Annotated in this window: 16 protein-coding genes; 2 read left to right on the top strand and 14 right to left on the bottom strand. The window is 72.9% G+C overall.

Going from position 1 to position 15712, the window contains the following annotated elements:
* Positions 1–45: 45 nt before the first annotated feature.
* The 4 genes from tatA to O2W20_RS10010 all read right to left on the bottom strand — a co-directional run bounded on the left by tatA (position 46) and on the right by O2W20_RS10010 (position 2672).
* On the bottom strand, positions 46–372 hold the full coding sequence (gene tatA, locus O2W20_RS10025) for a Sec-independent protein translocase subunit TatA (protein WP_269172774.1): 327 nt from the start codon (positions 370–372) through the stop codon (positions 46–48).
* Positions 373–475: 103 nt separating this feature from the next.
* Entirely contained in the window at positions 476–682 is a 207-nt protein-coding gene (locus O2W20_RS10020; RefSeq protein ID WP_269172775.1) for a hypothetical protein, read from the bottom strand.
* A 50-nt stretch (positions 683–732) separates the two neighbouring features.
* Positions 733–1698 carry a helix-turn-helix transcriptional regulator gene (locus tag O2W20_RS10015; protein ID WP_269172776.1) on the bottom strand — a complete coding sequence of 322 codons (966 nt, stop codon included), beginning with the start codon at positions 1696–1698 and terminating at the stop codon, positions 733–735.
* A complete protein-coding gene (locus O2W20_RS10010; RefSeq protein WP_269172777.1) occupies positions 1695–2672 on the bottom strand; it encodes a helix-turn-helix transcriptional regulator in 978 nt (325 codons plus the stop codon). The genes O2W20_RS10015 and O2W20_RS10010 overlap by 4 nt, the downstream gene beginning before the upstream one ends.
* A 75-nt stretch (positions 2673–2747) precedes the next feature.
* Here O2W20_RS10010 and O2W20_RS10005 point away from each other — a divergent pair, with 75 nt between their 5' ends.
* Positions 2748–3866, top strand: coding sequence for a DUF3866 family protein (locus O2W20_RS10005; RefSeq protein WP_269172778.1), 1119 nt, complete (start codon positions 2748–2750; stop codon positions 3864–3866).
* A gap of 130 nt (positions 3867–3996) precedes the next feature.
* On the opposite strand, the gene O2W20_RS10000 is transcribed toward O2W20_RS10005, so the two are convergent.
* From O2W20_RS10000 to O2W20_RS09955, 10 genes are all read right to left on the bottom strand, one after another.
* Entirely contained in the window at positions 3997–4746 is a 750-nt protein-coding gene (locus tag O2W20_RS10000) for an SDR family oxidoreductase (RefSeq protein WP_269172779.1), read from the bottom strand.
* Between the two features lie 44 nt (positions 4747–4790).
* On the bottom strand, positions 4791–5855 hold the full coding sequence (locus O2W20_RS09995) for a hypothetical protein (protein WP_269172780.1): 1065 nt from the start codon (positions 5853–5855) through the stop codon (positions 4791–4793).
* 21 nt (positions 5856–5876) lie between these two features.
* Positions 5877–7235: a Pup--protein ligase gene (gene pafA / locus O2W20_RS09990; protein ID WP_269172781.1), complete on the bottom strand. Its 1359-nt coding sequence runs from the start codon at positions 7233–7235 to the stop codon at positions 5877–5879.
* Between the two features lie 59 nt (positions 7236–7294).
* Complete coding sequence (gene prcA, locus O2W20_RS09985) at positions 7295–8212, bottom strand: proteasome subunit alpha (protein ID WP_269172782.1); 918 nt, start codon at positions 8210–8212, stop codon at positions 7295–7297.
* Between the two features lie 3 nt (positions 8213–8215).
* Positions 8216–9058: a proteasome subunit beta gene (prcB, locus tag O2W20_RS09980; protein WP_269172783.1), complete on the bottom strand. Its 843-nt coding sequence runs from the start codon at positions 9056–9058 to the stop codon at positions 8216–8218.
* A 112-nt stretch (positions 9059–9170) separates the two neighbouring features.
* Positions 9171–9581 (bottom strand): endonuclease VII domain-containing protein, encoded by a 411-nt coding sequence (locus O2W20_RS09975; RefSeq protein ID WP_269172784.1) that lies wholly within the window; start codon positions 9579–9581, stop codon positions 9171–9173.
* A 252-nt stretch (positions 9582–9833) separates the two neighbouring features.
* Positions 9834–10043 carry a ubiquitin-like protein Pup gene (locus O2W20_RS09970; protein WP_269172785.1) on the bottom strand — a complete coding sequence of 70 codons (210 nt, stop codon included), beginning with the start codon at positions 10041–10043 and terminating at the stop codon, positions 9834–9836.
* A 96-nt stretch (positions 10044–10139) separates the two neighbouring features.
* Positions 10140–11645 (bottom strand): depupylase/deamidase Dop, encoded by a 1506-nt coding sequence (gene dop / locus O2W20_RS09965; protein ID WP_269172786.1) that lies wholly within the window; start codon positions 11643–11645, stop codon positions 10140–10142.
* A gap of 102 nt (positions 11646–11747) precedes the next feature.
* A complete protein-coding gene (arc, locus tag O2W20_RS09960) occupies positions 11748–13538 on the bottom strand; it encodes a proteasome ATPase (RefSeq protein WP_269172787.1) in 1791 nt (596 codons plus the stop codon).
* A 143-nt stretch (positions 13539–13681) separates the two neighbouring features.
* Positions 13682–14629, bottom strand: a complete 948-nt coding sequence (locus O2W20_RS09955; protein ID WP_269172788.1) for a tRNA (adenine-N1)-methyltransferase — start codon at positions 14627–14629, stop codon at positions 13682–13684.
* A gap of 82 nt (positions 14630–14711) precedes the next feature.
* On the opposite strand from O2W20_RS09955, the gene O2W20_RS09950 reads away from it, so the two are divergent.
* Positions 14712–15668: a RecB family exonuclease gene (locus O2W20_RS09950; RefSeq protein ID WP_269172789.1), complete on the top strand. Its 957-nt coding sequence runs from the start codon at positions 14712–14714 to the stop codon at positions 15666–15668.
* Positions 15669–15712 lie beyond the last annotated feature (44 nt).

Genomic DNA, 15712 nt, shown 5'->3' with positions numbered 1-15712 from the left:
ACTCGCCCTGCCAGGGTCACGGGCGGCAGTGGTCGGTGGTTGGGGTCAGCGCGTGCCGTCGGCGGCTGCCGACGAACGCACCTGCTCCGCGCGCGCCCGCATCTCGGCGGCCCGGGTCTCGGCGGCGGCGGCCTCGGCCTCGTAGTCGACGGCGCCCGGGTTCACCGCGGGGGCCACGATCTCGCCGGTGACCGGGGAGGTGCGGGCCTCGTCCTTGGCGCGCACGTCGTCGTCCTTCATGCCCTTCATCTCGCTCTTGAAGATGCGCATCGACCGGCCCATCGAGCGGGAGGCGTCGGGCAGCTTCTTGTAGCCGAAGAGCAGCAGGACGGCCAGGATGATGAGGCCGATCTCCATGGGGCCGAGGTTCATCGGACTCCTCCGAGTCGTGGGGGGCGTGCCAGGCTGACTCTACGCCCGGAACTCCGTGGGTCCAGGCCTGCGGACGGCTGTACCCACGCCGTCCACCTCCGGTTCAGTCGTCGGTCCCCGAGCGGTCCGCGCGCTGGGCGGCGGCCTTCTCCGCGGCGGCCTGGACCTCGGCCAGCACGGGGCGGACGTCACGTTCGAGCGCCCGCAGCTCGCCGTCGAGCCGCCCGGCGGCACCGAACAACCCGTACCCGAGCACGCCGAGCACCAGCAGGGCCAGCACGGGGACGACGATCCACACGATCAGCAGCACGGGGCGGAGCCTAACCGGCGCAGCTCTCCCGGGCCCCGGTGAGCTGCGGGTCAGTCCGTGTACCGGGCCAGCGCGGCGCGGGCCTCCTCGGCGACCTGGGTGGCGAGCTCGACCGGCTCGTCCACCGTGGCCGCCCCGCCCAGCGAGGCCACCAGTCGGCGGGCCCAGCCGAGGTCCGACGTGCGCACCGTGACCGCCAGCCCACCCGGCGGGTCGGTCACCTCGGTCTGCTCCTCCACCGGGTAGTAGTCGGCGACCCAGCGGGCCGTGCGGGCCAGCCGCAACCGGACCAGCGGCTCCGCCGCGCCGGGCTGGTAGAGCCCGTCGGCCAGGTCGCGCTCGTGCGCCTGGGGCGGCGGCGCGGCCGCCTCGTCGAGCACGGCGACGTCGTCGATCCGGTCCAGCCGGAACAGCCGGACGCCCTCGGCGTTCCGGCACCACGCCTCCAGGTACCAGTGGCCGTCGACCAGCAGCAGGCGCATCGGGTCGACGGTGCGCTCGGTGCGTTCGTCCCGGCTGGGCACGTAGTAGTGCAGGTGCAGGGCGCGGTGCCGCTCCAGCCCGTCGCGGACGACGGCGAGGGACTGCGCACGGGCGTCGACGCTGACCGCCACCGGCGCCCGCACCTCCGCCGGGTGCCCGGCCGCGGCCGACACCTTGGCCAGTGCCCGGCTCACCGCCTCCCCCTCGGCCAGCCCGGGCAGCTCCAGCAGGGTGCGCAGCGCGACGATCAGCGCGACCGCCTCGTCGGTGGACAACCGCAGCGGGCGGACCATCCCGGCGGTGAAGGTGATCCGCACCCGGTCGCCCTCGAAGGCCAGGTCGATGAGGTCGCCCGGGCCGTGCCCGGGGAGGCCGCAGACCCAGAGCAGGTCCAGGTCGCGGCGCAGCTGGGCCTCGGTGACCCCGAAGTCGGCGGCCGCGTCGGCCAGCCGGACCCCGTCGGGGCGGGCGGTCAGGTAGGGCACCAGCGCGAGCAGCCGGGTCATCCGCTCGGCCGTGCTGGGGGCCGTCATGCCCGCTCCCCCGCGGCGGCGAGCCGGCTGAGCCGTTCGACGACCGCCTCGCGCATCCGCTGCGGAGCCTCGACGAGCACGTCCGGGCCGTAGGCGGCCAGCTGGTCGGCCAGCGCCCAGGGCGCGGTGGTGCGCAGCTCCAGCCGGTCGTCCCCGTCGTCCGCGGGCCCGAGCGACGTGGCGTGCCGGCGCAGGCCGATCGCGGTGCCCGGCCGGGCCCGGACGACGACGAGCTGCTCCTCCCGCCGCTCCGAGCCGGCCACCACCGAGGCGAGGTCGAGGTCGGCCGGCGGCTCGAACGCACCGACCGGTCCGCTGGCCCGCGGCGTCCCGGTGACCCGGGACAGCCGGAACACCCGGGCCGCCTGCCGGTCCAGGTCGTGGCCGACCAGGTACCAGCGGCCGTGCCAGGCCACCAGGCCCCACGGCTGCACCCGGCGGCGACTGGCGGTCTGCTCGTCGGGACGGCGGTAGTCGAAGGCGAGCGCCCGGCGGTCGCGCGCCGCCGCGTAGCAGGGCTCGAAGGCCGGCTCACCGGCGTCCAGTCGCGGCTGGATGGACAGGCCCCGGGACTGGTCGACCTCCACCCCGGCGGCGCGCAGCTTCACCAGGGCGCTCTGCGCGGCGCCGGCGAGCTGCGCGGACTGCCACAGCCGCAGGGCCAGCCCGACGGCGGCGGCCTCCTCCGCGGTCAGGGTGATCTCGGGCAGCTCGTAGTCGGCCCGGGCGATGCGGTAGCCGTCCTCGGTGTCGAAGGCGCTGGTCCGCCCGGTCTCCAGGGGGACGCCGATCTCCCGCAGCTCGGCCTTGTCCCGCTCGAACATCCGCTTGAACGCCTCGTCGGCGCGATCGGTGCCGTCGTCGGGCTCGTAGCCGGGCACGATCGAGCGGATCTTCGCCGCCGAGACGTACTGCCTGGTCCCGAGCAGGGCGATGACCAGGTTGACCAGTCGTTCTGCCCGCTTGGCTGCCACGGGACCAGGCTAGTGCTCAGCGGCCAGGGGCCTCAGTGCACAGCGGCCGGCGGCCTCGCTGGTTAGCCTCCCCCGGTGACCGATGCACCGTCTCCCGCCCCTGGCTCCCGGATCCGCTGGCGCCGCGGCCGGGTCACCGAACTCGGCCGGTCGTGGCGGGACGCGCAGGAGCTGACCGTCGAGGTGCCCGAGGACGGCACGCTGCGGGCGCTGGCGCACCCCTCCCTCGTCGGGCTGCCCCAGGTGGGCGACGAGGTGCTGCTGAACACCACCGCCTGGGCGCAGCGGCTGGGCACCGGCGGGTACGCGCTCGTCGTCGCCGTCCCCGACCGGCTGCCGCCGGACCCCACCGGCCCCGGACACCTGGTCAAGGGCCGGTACACGCCGCTGCAGGTGACCGTGCAGGGCGTCGACGAGCAGGAGACCCCGCACCACGAGACGATCGCCGGCGCCGAGGACCTCGACGGCATGCCGGTGGTCGTCGCCGACCTGCACTCCGCTCTGCCCGCGGTGCTGGCCGGTGTGCACGTCACCGACCCGGCGCTGCGGGTGGCCTACGTGATGACCGACGGGGGCGCGCTCCCCGCAGCGTTCTCCCGGACCCTGGACACCCTGGCCGGCTCGCTGGCCGGGGTGGTCACCGTGGGGCAGGCGTTCGGCGGCGACGTGGAGGCGGTCACCGTGCACACCGGGCTGCTGGCCGCCCGGCACGTGCTGCGGGCCGACGTCACGATCGTCACCCAGGGCCCGGGCAACCTGGGCACCGGGACGCCCTGGGGCTTCTCCGGCGTCGCCGCGGGCGAGGCCTGCAACGCGGTCCACGTGCTCGGCGGGCGGGCCGTCGGTGCGCTGCGCATCTCCGACGCCGACCCGCGCCCCCGGCACCGCGGCGTCTCGCACCACTCGCTGACGGCCTTCGGCCGGGTCGCCATGGGCGGGGTCACCCTCGTCGCGCCCCGCGGCCTCGGCTCGGACCTGGGCACCCAGGTCGAGGAGGACCTGGCCGGGCAGCCGGAGCGGAACCCGGTGGAGTGGGTGGACGCGGTCGGCCTGGAGGACGCCCTGGCCGCCTCACCGGTTCGGCTGTCGACGATGGGCCGCGGCCTGGCCGAGGACCGCGCCTACTTCCTGGCCGCGGCCGCGGCCGGGCGGTTCGCCGCCCAGCTCACGCTGTTCGGGCCGCCTCCGGCCTGAGCGCACTCACGTCGAGAGGCCCCGTCCTCGGCGCTGGCAGTGGCAGTCGGCCGGCAACTTCGGCCGTGAGTTGGGGATAACGGTCACATGACGAGAGTGACCCACCCGGTCACCGCCGACGGTGACCGGGTCAACGCCAGCGGCGGAAGCCGCCCTCGGCGTCGATGGTCTGGCCCGTGACCGAGCGGGCGTCCGGGCCGGTCAGCCAGGCGACGACGGCGGCCGCCTCCGCCGCGCGGTTCCAGCGTCCCCGGGGCATCAGCCGGGTCACGGTCCCCTGCTCGGCCGGGTCGGCCCAGCCGGTGTCCGTCGGGCCGGGGTTCAGGCAGTTGACGGTGACGTCGGCGTCGATGAGCTCGTCGGCGAGGGACAGCGTCATCTGCTGGATCGCCCCCTTGCTGATCGCGTAGGGCAGCTCACGGGACATCGGTCCCCGGTGCTGGCCGGAGGTGAACAGGACGACGGCCCCCGGGCCGGCGGCCGGCTCGTACTGGGCGGCGAAGGCCTGGGTGAGCAGCAGGCTGCCGCGGGCGTTGACGGCGAAGCAGAGGTCGACCTCGGCGGCGGTCACCTCCGCGAGCCGGCCGTTCGCGCTGCGGGCGTGCGCGGCGACCAGCGTGCTCAGCGGGCCGACGGCGTCCCGGGCGGCCGCGACCAGCTGGGCAGGGGCAGCCGGGTCGGCCAGGTCCGCGACGACGTGCGGCGGGTCCCCCAGCTCGGCCAGGACGGCGGCCAGGTCGTCGCCGCCCCAGGGCTGCTCCGCGTCGTGCGGTGCCCACGACTGGACGACGACCCGGTCCCCGCGGTCCAGCAGCCGCCGGGCGACCGCGAAGCCGATGGAGCTGCGGCGACTGACGCCGGTGACGAGGACGGTGCCCATGCGCGCAGTCTGCGGACCGGTCGGGCGCCCGTCGACCGGATTGCTCAGGCAGGTGCCCAGCGTGGCGGGTCGTCGTCCCGGCGCCGCCAGTACGTCGGCTCGCCGAGGTCGAACAGGTCGGTGACCCACCAGGCGGCGTCCGGGTCCCAGCCGCTGAGCACCGTGTACGCCGGTGCGCCCGGCAGCTCCACTGGGAGGGCGCGGCCGGCGGTGCTGAGGTAGCCGTCGACCGTCAGGTGCACCGCGTCGAACTCCGCGACGACGGCGGACCAGTCAGGGACGAGCCAGGGGCCGTCCGAACCGGTGACCCGCCACCAGTCGTGCCGCCGCGACGCGGTGACCCACAGGGGGTGGCGCCGCACCAGGTCGGACCAGTCCTGCGGTCCGGTGATCTCCAGGACGCGGGCCCAGTCGGGCACCGGCACCGGCCAGGTGGCGGCCGTCTGCCAACCCAGCTCGTCCTCGGCCAGCACCAACCGGACGGCCGCCTGCCCGGCCTGCGTGGTGAGACCGGGCAGCGTCCGGGTGGTGACGACCAGGTCTGCCGTGATCGGTGTCGACCACCACTCGCCGGACCACGCGGCCCGGGGATCGGTCGGGCGCTCGCGCGCGGCCCGGCGCTCGTCCTCTTCGGTGTGCTCCCGCCAGCGGTGCAGCGCCGGCCGGGAGCCGGTCAGCCGCGGGAGGGTGTCCGCCGGCTCCCAGACCACCGTCTGCTGGTCCGCCGGGTCGAGGGACGTGGCCCACCACCGGGACGCCGGAGCCGCGACGACGGCGGCGGCCACCGGACGCAGCAGCGCGGCGACCTCGTCGTCGGCGAGCACCTCGTCGACGACGTCGGGCTCCTGCCAGTACCGCGCGGTGTCGACCGTGGCCTGGAGGGCGCGCACCAGCTCCCCGGGCGACCCGACCGCGGTCAGGTCCGTGGTCGCCAGCGCGGCTCGCACGTCGTCCCGCGCCCGGGCTCGCTCATCCGGATGGGCGAGCGGAGCCGCCCGGGACTGCCAGCGCCACAGCGGAACGGACCGTCCCTCCGGGGTTGCCAACAGCTCGGCGCACAGCCGACGGCCGCGGGGCCCGGACAGCAGGGCGTCAGCGCGGTCGGTCACCCGCGCAGTCTGCCCAACGGCCTACATGCTGGCGATCAGCTTCTCCACGCGCTCGTCGACGGACTTGAACGGGTCCTTGCACAGGACGGTGCGCTGCGCCTGGTCGTTGAGCTTGAGGTGCACCCAGTCGACGGTGAAGTCGCGGCGCTTGTCCTGGGCGCGGCGGATGAACTCACCCCGCAGCTTCGCCCGAGTGGTCTGCGGGGGGACGTTCTTCGCCTCGAAGATCGCCGGGTCGTGGGCGACCCGCTCGACCTGGCCGGCCTTCTCCAGCAGGTAGTACAGACCGCGGTTGCGGCGGATGTCGTGGTAGGCGAGGTCCATCTGGGCGACCCGGGAGCTGGACAGCGACAGGTCGCGCTTGGCCATGTACCGCTGGAGCAGCTGGTGCTTGATGGCCCAGTCGATCTCCCGGTCGATCAAGGAGAGGTCCCCGCTGTCGACGGCCTTGAGCGTGCGCCCCCACAGCTCGAGCATCTGCCGGTGCACCGGGCCGTAGCCCTCGCGGTCGACGAACTCGGCGGCCCGGTCGTGGTACTCCTGCTGGATCTCCAGGGCCGACATCTCCCGGCCGTTGGCGAGCCGGACCTTGCGCCGGCCGGTCAGGTCGTGGCTGATCTCCCGGATGGCCCGGATCGGGTTCTCCAGGGTCATGTCCCGCAGCACCACGCCCTGCTCGATCATCCGCAGCACCAGGTCGGTGATGGTGACCTTGAGCAGCGTCGTCGTCTCGCTCATGTTCGAGTCGCCGACGATGACGTGCAGCCGGCGGTACTTCTCGGCGTCGGCGTGCGGCTCGTCGCGGGTGTTGATGATCGGCCGCGACCGGGTGGTGGCGCTGGAGACGCCCTCCCAGATGTGCTCGGCCCGCTGGCTGACGCAGTACACCGCTCCACGCGGGGTCTGCAGCACCTTGCCCGCGCCGACCACCATTTGCCGGCTGACCAGGAACGGGATCAGCACGTCGGCCATCCGGCTGAACTCACCGTGCCGGCCGACCAGGTAGTTCTCGTGGCAGCCGTAGCTGTTGCCGGCCGAGTCGGTGTTGTTCTTGAACAGGTAGATGTCGCCGGTGACGCCCTCTTCGTTCAGGCGCTGCTCCGCGTCGATCAGCAGCCCCTCGAGGATCCGCTCCCCCGCCTTGTCGTGGACGACGAGCTCGGTGACGTCGTCGCACTCGGCGGTGGCGTACTCGGGGTGGCTGCCCACGTCGAGGTAGAGCCGGGAGCCGTTGCGCAGGAAGACGTTCGAGCTGCGGCCCCACGAGACCACCCGGCGGAACAGGTAGCGGGCGACCTCGTCAGGTGACAGGCGGCGCTGCCCCTTGAAGGTGCACGTGACGCCGTACTCGGTCTCGATGCCGAAGATCCGTCGTTCCACCTCGCCGAGCGTAGGCGTCCGCGGCGCACTCGGCTCGTGTCCCGAGTGCGCCGCGCCGCTCACTGCTCGCTGTCCGGAGTCTCGCCGTCGGTGCCGCCGCCCACGCCGTCCTGCGTGCTGGGCTGGGCGGAGGCCTGCTCGGTCCCGCCGGCGGTGTCGACGGCCGCAGGGTCGCCCAGGCCGGCGGGGGTGCCCGGCGCCGGCGCGCTGGGCGCGTGGGTGGCGGCGGCCTCGGCCGGGCTCTCGGTGGGCTCGGTGGCCGTCTGCTGGTCGGAGAGCAGGTTGGTGAGCGCGGCACCGACGACGCGGCGGAACGCCCGCTTGGGACGCCGCCGGTCGAGGACCGCCACCTCGAGCTGCTCGGCGGGCAGCTGGTCGTGCGCGCCGCCGTTGGCCGCAGTGACCGGGCTGACCGCGGACAGCGCGCGGACACCGACCCGCAGGGCCTGCTCCAGGCTCATGCCGGCGGTGAAGTGCTCGCGCAAGTGGTTGCTGACCGCCTCGGCCTGCCCGCCCATGACGACGAAGGAGGCCTCGTCGACGATCGACCCGTCGAAGGTCAGCCGGTAGAGCTGGTCGGAGGCGGAGTCCTCGCCCACCTCGGCCACGCAGAGCTCGACCTCGAAGGGCTTCATCTGCTCGGTGAAGACCGCGCCCAGGGTCTGGGCGTAGGCGTTGGCGATGACCCGGCCGGTGACGTCGCGCCGGTTGTAGGAGTAGCCACGGACGTCGGCGAGCCGGATGCCGGCCACCCGCAGGCTCTCGAACTCGGAGTAGCGGCCGACGGCGGCGAAGCCGATCCGGTCGTAGAGCTCGCTGACCTTGTGCAGCGTGGCGCTGGGGTTCTCGGCGATGAAGAGCACGCCGTCGGCGTAGGTGAGGACGGCGACGCTGCGACCGCGGGAGATGCCCTTGCGGGCGTACTCCGAGCGGTCGCGCATGACCTGCTCGGCCGAGGCGTAGTACGGCATGGTCATGGCTCAGCCCTGCCCGTCTGCGGCGGAGCGCTCGGCGACGATGGTGGTGGCGATGGCGGCGACCTCGTCGTCCGGGAGCCGGACGGCGCCCTCGGCGTCGACCCGGTAGACGATCGGGTACAGCCGGCGCACGGTGTCGGGCCCGCCGGTGGCGGAGTCGTCGTCGGCGGCGTCGTAGAGCGCCTCGACGAGGGTGCGGGTGGCGGCGTCGGCGGCGAGGCCGGGGCGCCAGGTCTTCTTCAGCGAGTTGCGGGCGAACAGCGAGCCGGAGCCGACCGAGGAATAGCCGCGCTCTTCGTAGTTCCCGCCGGTGACGTCGTAGCTGAAGATCCGGCCCGGGCTGACCCCCTCGGCTGCGTCGAGGTCGTAGCCGGCGAACAGCGGGACGACGGCGAGGCCCTGCATGGCGGCGCCGAGGTTGCCCCGGATCATCGCGGCGAGGCGGTTGGCCTTGCCGTCGAGGGACATCGTCATCCCCTCGATCTTCTCGTAGTGCTCGAGCTCGACCTGGTAGAGCCGGACCATCTCGATCGCGATGCCCGCAGCGCCGGCGATGCCGATCACCGACCAGGAGTCGGCGGCGTAGACCTTCTCGATGTCCCGGCTGGAGATCAGGTTGCCCATGGTCGCCCGGCGGTCGCCGCCCATCAGCACACCGCCGTCGAACGTGGCGGCGACGATCGTGGTGGCGTGCGGCGCCAGGTCAGCCACGGACATCGTCGGGACGGTGCGCCGGCCGGGCAGCAGGTCGGGGGCGGTGGTGCCCAGGAAGTCGGTGAACGAGGAGCCCACCCGGTCCAGGTACGCGGGCGGGAACCCGCTCCGACCAGCTGACGTCTCGGTCACCCATCCGCCTCTCCTGCCGTCGTCCGACGGCGGTCCGTGCTGCTGCCTCTGCTGCGCCGGGCGGCCGCGGAGCTGCCGGGCCGACGCCCCGCCGACCCTACCGGCGGGGCGGTCAGTCGGTCGGCCACCACTGCTGGCCCGGGGGCGGGCCGACGAGCTGGCCGGCGCGATGCGACTCGACGTACCGGGCGGCCACCCGGAGCAGCGCGGGGTCGTCCTTGAACTGCCCCAGCCCGCCGTTGCAGTTGAAACACAGGAGGGACCGGACAGCGCCGCTGTCGTGGTCGTGGTCGACGTGCGCCGCCGGAGCCTTGGCGCAGATCGCACAGAGACCGCTCTGGTCGACCAGCATCAGGTCGGCCTCCTCAGCCGAGATGCCGTAGCGCCGGGACAGGTGATACGTGCGACTGCCGCCTCGCTCGGCAAGCGACTTGCGGCCCCGTTCGTTGTGGCAGGCCAGGCAGTAGCTACCGCGTCCGTTGGAGTTCGCTCGCGAACGCGGGAACGCCTCCAGCGACAGCACCCCGCCACAGTCAGGACACCACTTGTGACCGGCGGGCACGACGAGGCCCTTGGGCAGTGACCTGTGTCGCCGAGGGGCCGTTCTCCGTGCCTCCCGGCTTCGGGCTGACCGCTCCGCCAGGTGCTCTCGGCAGTAGAACGCCAGACCGTCCCGGGCGCGCTTGTTCCGGGTGAATTCAGCGACTGGCCGATGGGTGCCGCAATCGCGACAGAACTTCGTCTCCATCGAACAAAGATAAAAAGATGATCTTGTTCACTCCCCCCCTTTTTGTACATAGGAGCGCACGAACTCCTCGGCATTCTCCTCGAGGACGCCGTCGATCTCGTCGAGAATCGAGTCGACGTCGTCGGTCATCTCCTGGCGCCGCTCGGCGGCCTCGGTGTCGACCGACGCCTCGACCTCCTCGGTCTCCTCGCGCGTGCGCGTGGCCTTCTGCTGCCCGCCGGTGTCCCTCGTGGCCATCTCACCCTCCAGAGCTCGCTGCTGGGTCGTGCTGAGGCAGAAGCTACCCGCGAGGTGCGACAGTCCGCCGCACACGCGAGCCGGTGGCGCGGGTGGTCAGCGGGCGGTGATCCGGTCGACCAGCTCGGCGGCGGTCGAGGTGGAGTCGAACAGCGCACCGACGTGCTCTCGGGTGCCCCGCAGCGGCTCCATGGTCGGGATGCGCACCAGGTTCTCCCGGCCGACGTCGAAGACCACCGAGTCCCACGATGCCGCGGCGACCTGCCCCGGGTAGCGGCGCAGGCACTCGCCGCGGAAATAGGCCCGGGTGTCCGACGGGGGGCGGGTCATCGCCTCGGTCACTTCGGCGTCGGTGAGCAGCCGCTGCATCGAGCCGCGGGCCACCAGCCGGTGGTAGAGCCCCTTGTCCGGGCGGACGTCGGAGTACTGCAGGTCGACCAGCTTGAGCCGGGCGTCGCCCCAGCTGAGACCGTCGCGCTGCCGGTACCCCTCCAGCAGCCGGAGCTTGGCCGGCCAGTCCAGCCGGTCGGCCAGCCGCATCGGGTCGACGGCCAGCTCGTCGAGCACCTCGGCCCACCGGGCGAGCACGTCGGCGGTCTGCTCGTCGTCGTCCCCGTTGTCTGCCACGAACTTCTGTGCCTGGGACAGGTACTCCCGCTGCACCTCGATCGCGGTCAGCCGGCGGCCGTCGCGCAGCCGCACCCGATGGGTCAGCGACGGGTCGTGGCTGATCGCCTGCAGGGCCTCGACCGGCTCCTCGATGGTGAGGTCCTGGCTGAGCGCCTTCGCCTCGATCATGGCCAGGACGAGTGACGTCGTCCCGACCTTGAGGTAGGTCGACAGCTCGGCGAGGTTCGCGTCGCCGATGATCACGTGCAGCCGGCGGTAGTCCTCGGGGTTGGCGTGCGGCTCGTCCCGGGTGTTGATGATCGGCCGCTTGAGCGTCGTCTCCAGGCCCACCTCGACCTCGAAGAAGTCGGCGCGCTGGGACAGCTGGAAGCCGTCGGTGCGGCCCTCGGGGCCGATCCCCACCCGGCCGGCGCCGGCGAACACCTGGCGGGTCACGAAGAACGGGATCAGTCCGCGGATGATGTCGATGAACGGCGTCGACCGGCTCATCAGGTAGTTCTCGTGCGCCCCGTAGGACGCGCCCTTGCCGTCGGTGTTGTTCTTGTAGAGCTGGATGGGCTGGGTGCCCGGCACGCGGGCGGCACGGCGCGCCGCCTCGGCCATCACCTGCTCCCCCGCCTTGTCCCACAGCACGATGTCGCGCGGGCTGGTGACCTCTGGCGTGGAGTACTCCGGGTGGGCGTGGTCGACGTAGAGCCGGGCCCCGTTGGTGAGGATGACGTTGGCCATCCCCGAGTCGTCGTCCAGGTCGTTGTGGTCCAGTGCCTGCGCCGGGGACAGGTCGAAGCCGCGGGCATCACGCAGCGGCGACTCCTCCTCGAAGTCCCAGCGCGGCCGGCGCGGCGTCGGCGCCTCGGCGACGGCCCAGGCGTTCACCACCTGGCTCGACAGCGTCGTCGGGTTCGCCCCTGGCTGCCCCGGCACCGAGATGCCGTACTCGAGCTCCGTGCCCATCACCCGTCGCACGCTCATGCCGTCAGGTTAGGTGGCCGAGCGGAACAGCCGGTGGGCGGCGCCTGGACGCCGACCGGCCCGTACCGCAGCGCAGCAGGGGCCGGTCGGAGCCAGGTGTGGCTACAGGTACTGGCCGGTGTTGGTCGCGGTGTCGATCGCGCGGCCGCTGTCGGCGCCCTTGCCGCTGATGAGCGTGCGGATGTAGACGATCCGCTCGCCCTTCTTGCCCGAGATCCGCGCCCAGTCGTCGGGGTTGGTCGTGTTGGGCAGGTCCTCGTTCTCCTTGAACTCGTCGACGCAGGCGTTCATCAGGTGCCCGACCCGCAGGCCGCCGACGCCGGTCTCCAGGCGGTCCTTGATCGCCATCTTCTTCGCCCGGTCGACGATGTTCTGCAGCATCGCCCCGGAGTTGAAGTCCTTGAAGTACAGGACCTCCTTGTCACCGTTGGCGTAGGTGACCTCCAGGAAGCGGTTCTCCTCGGTCTCGGTGTACATCCGCTCGACGGTGCTCTGGATCATCCCGGCGATGGTCGCCTCGCGGCTGCCGCCGTGCTCGGCCAGGTCGTCGGCGTGGATGGGCAGCGTCGTCGTCAGGTACTTGGTGAAGATGTCCCGCGCGGCCTCGGCGTCCGGCCGCTCGATCTTGATCTTCACGTCCAGGCGCCCCGGGCGGAGGATCGCCGGGTCGATCATGTCCTCGCGGTTGGAGGCGCCGATGACGATGACGTTCTCCAGCCCTTCCACGCCGTCGATCTCGCTGAGCAGCTGGGGCACGATCGTGCTCTCCACGTCGGAGGAGACGCCGGACCCGCGGGTGCGGAAGATCGAGTCCATCTCGTCGAAGAAGACGATGACCGGCGTGCCCTCGCTGGCCTTCTCCCGGGCCCGCTGGAACACCAGCCGGATGTGCCGCTCGGTCTCCCCCACGTACTTGTTCAGCAGCTCGGGGCCCTTGATGTTGAGGAAGAACGACTTCCCCTGGCTCCGGTCGGAGTCGCCGTTGAGCTCGGCGACCTTCTTGGCCAGCGAGTTGGCCACCGCCTTGGCGATCAGCGTCTTCCCGCAGCCGGGCGGGCCGTACAGCAGGATGCCCTTCGGCGGCCGCAGCTCGTACTCGCGGAACAGGTCGGCGTGCAGGAACGGCAGCTCGACGGCGTCCCGGATCTGCTCGATCTGCCGGGAGAGCCCACCGATGTCGGAGTAGTCGATGTCGGGGACCTCTTCGAGGATGAGCTCCTCGACCTCGCTCTTCGGGATCCGCTCGTAGACGTAGCCCGAGCGGGACTCCAGCAGCAGGGAGTCACCGCTGCGCAGCGGCTGCCCCTCCAGCGAGTCGGCGAGGTGGACCACCCGCTCCTCGTCGGTGTGCCCGATGACCAGGGCGCGGCGCGGGAACCCGGGCACGGGCTCCAGCAGCTCCTTGAGCATCACCACGTCACCGGCGCGCTCGAACCCGCGGGCGGCGACGACGTTCATCGCCTCGTTGAGCATGACCTCCTGGCCGTGCTGCAGCTCGGTGACCTCGACGGCCGGTGACACCGACACCCGCAGCTTGCGGCCGCTGGTGAACACGTCGACGGTGCCGTCCTCGAACCGCTCCAGGAATACGCCGTAGCCGGACGGGGGCTGCCCCAGCCGCTCGACCTCCTCCTTGAGCGTGACCAGCTGCTCGCGCGCGTCGCGCAGCGTGCCGGCCAGCTTGTCGTTGCGCTCGGACAGGAAGGCCGCGCGGCCCTCCGCCTCGGCGAGCCGTTCCTCCAGCGCGCGCACCTGGCGCGGGCTGTCGGTGACCTTCCGTCGAAGGAGGCTGATCTCCTCCTCGAGGTAGGAGATCTGCTTGACCAGGGAGGCGACGTCACGCTCACGCCGCGCTCGGAACTCGTCGGGGCCAGTGCCAGTACCGGGGCCCATCGCGCACCTCCACACACATCGGGGGGAGCCAGGACGCCAATCTATACACGCGGGAGCTGACGGCGCCGCACGCTCGGAACGGGTGCGCGCGGTGCGCCCGGACGTCATCCCCCCGACACGTGTCGGCCGCGTCGGCCGAGGCGTCAGGCGAGCTTCTTGCGCCGCTGCCGCATCGGCGCGACGGCCCCCTCGGCCAGCCGGCGGGCGGTGACCAGGAAGGCGGTGTGGGCGACCATCCGGTGCTCCGGGCGGACCGCCAGGCCCTCGGCGTGCCAGGGCCGCAGCATGGTCTCCCAGGCGTGGGGCTCGGTCCACACGCCCTGGGCGCGCAGCGCCTCCACGTAGGTCGACAGCTGGGTGGTCGTGGCCACGTAGCCGATCAGCACGCCGCCGGGGCGCAGGGCGGCGGCGACGGTGGGCAGCACGGCCCACGGCTCGAGCATGTCCAGGACGACGCGGTCCACGACCTCCGCGGCCGGGTGGTCGGCCAGGTCGCCCAGCCGAAGCGACCAGTTCTCGGGCACCTCGCCGAAGAACGCACCCACGTTGCCGCGGGCGACGTCGGCGAAGTCCTCGCGCCGCTCGTAGCTGGTGAGGCTGCCGGTCGACCCGACGGCGCGCAGCAGCGAGCAGGTCAGCGCGCCGGAGCCGGCGCCGGCCTCCAGCACGCGCATCCCGGGGCCGACGTCGCCGAAGCCGACGATCTGGGCGGCGTCCTTGGGGTAGATCACCTGGGCGCCGCGCGGCATGGAGAGGACGAAGTCGGCCAGCAGCGGGCGCAGCGCCAGGTACCCGGTGTTCGCCGAGGAGTGGACGACGGACCCCTCGGGCGCACCGATCAGCTCGTCGTGGCTGATGGCACCGCGGTGGGTGTGGAACTCCTTGCCCGGCTCGAGGACGACGGTGTGGTGCCGGCCCTTGGGGTCGGTCAGCTGCACCCGGTCCCCGACCCGGAAGGCGCCGTCCACCGGCTCGGGCGCCTCGGTCGGGGCCGGCTCGCCCTCGACCACCACCGGCTCGAGCGGCACGTCGGCGAGCACCTCGGTCGCGGTCGGGGTCTCGTCGGCGGGTTGCTGCTGCTGTACGTCCACGTGGGACGAGGGTACGGACGGCGGCGGGCGCCCTCGGCGCGCGCACTCGGAACTGTCGGGGGCACGACCTAACCTCGGGGCCATGTCACTGACGGCCGAGAAGGCAGCCCGCGCGACGGACGAGTCCGCCGAGGCCACCCCGGGTGCCGCACCAGCACGGACGACGGCCGCGGACTCCGCCCCCCGGCGGCCGTCCCTCTCGCCCTCCCGGGCCGCGGACTTCAAGTCCTGCCCGTTGCTGTACCGCTTCCGCACCATCGACCGGCTGCCGGAGAAGAAGTCCCGGGCCGCGGTCCGGGGCACCTTGGTGCACACGGTGCTCGAGAAGCTCTACGACCTGCCCGCCGCCGAGCGCACCGTCGCAGCCGCCCAGACGCTGGTGGCGCCGGCCTGGGACGAGCTGCGGGAGGAGCCGGGCGTCGCCGAGCTGTTCGAGGCCGCAGCGGAGGGGCAGCCGGCGGAGAAGCAGAGCCTGGAGGCGTGGCTCGCCTCGGCCGGTGAGCTGGTGGAGACCTACTTCCGGCTCGAGGACCCGACCCGCATCCAGCCGCACGGCCGCGAGGAGCTGGTCGAGGTCACCTTGCCCGACGGGCTGCTGCTGCGCGGCTACGTCGACCGGCTCGACGTCGCCCCCACCGGTGCACTGCGGGTCGTCGACTACAAGACCGGCGGGATGCCGCGGGAGGCCTTCGAGGCCAAGGCGCTGTTCCAGATGAAGTTCTACGCGCTGGTCCTCTGGCGCACCCGGGGCGTCGTCGCCGCCCAGCTCAAGCTGCTGTACCTGAAGGACGGCGACGCGCTCACCTACGCCCCCGACGAGGCGGAGCTGCTGCGTTTCGAGCGCACCCTGCAGGCGATCTGGGCCGCGATCGAGCGGGCGGTCGCGACCGGTGACTTCCGGGCGAACAAGAGCCGGCTGTGCAGCTGGTGCGACCACCAGGCGCTCTGCCCGGCCTTCGGTGGCACTCCCCCGCCCTTCCCGGCCGACGCCGCGGCCGCAGCGGGCTGGCGCACCGCCCTGCCGCTCGCCGGCGACTGACCGAGCGTCCCGCTGCAGCTCGATGCAGTCGCTGTAACGGCGGC

This window comes from Modestobacter sp. VKM Ac-2982 (genome assembly GCF_026967935.1).
Classification (GTDB): Bacteria; Actinomycetota; Actinomycetes; order Mycobacteriales; family Geodermatophilaceae; genus Modestobacter.
Note: the sequence above shows the minus strand (reverse complement) of the source record. Positions and strands in the feature narration are given on the sequence as shown.

Bases quoted from the DNA above. Each gene is read 5' to 3' on its own strand.
- tatA (WP_269172774.1), bottom strand. From the start codon at position 372: ATGAACCTCGGCCCCATGGAGATCGGCCTCATCATCCTGGCCGTCCTG.
- O2W20_RS10015 (WP_269172776.1), bottom strand. From the start codon at position 1,698: ATGACGGCCCCCAGCACGGCCGAGCGGATGACCCGGCTGCTCGCGCTG.
- O2W20_RS10000 (WP_269172779.1), bottom strand. From the start codon at position 4,746: ATGGGCACCGTCCTCGTCACCGGCGTCAGTCGCCGCAGCTCCATCGGC.
- prcA (WP_269172782.1), bottom strand. From the start codon at position 8,212: ATGACCATGCCGTACTACGCCTCGGCCGAGCAGGTCATGCGCGACCGC.
- O2W20_RS09970 (WP_269172785.1), bottom strand. From the start codon at position 10,043: ATGGCCACGAGGGACACCGGCGGGCAGCAGAAGGCCACGCGCACGCGC.
- dop (WP_269172786.1), bottom strand. From the start codon at position 11,645: ATGAGCGTGCGACGGGTGATGGGCACGGAGCTCGAGTACGGCATCTCG.
- arc (WP_269172787.1), bottom strand. From the start codon at position 13,538: ATGGGCCCCGGTACTGGCACTGGCCCCGACGAGTTCCGAGCGCGGCGT.
- O2W20_RS09950 (WP_269172789.1), top strand. From the start codon at position 14,712: ATGTCACTGACGGCCGAGAAGGCAGCCCGCGCGACGGACGAGTCCGCC.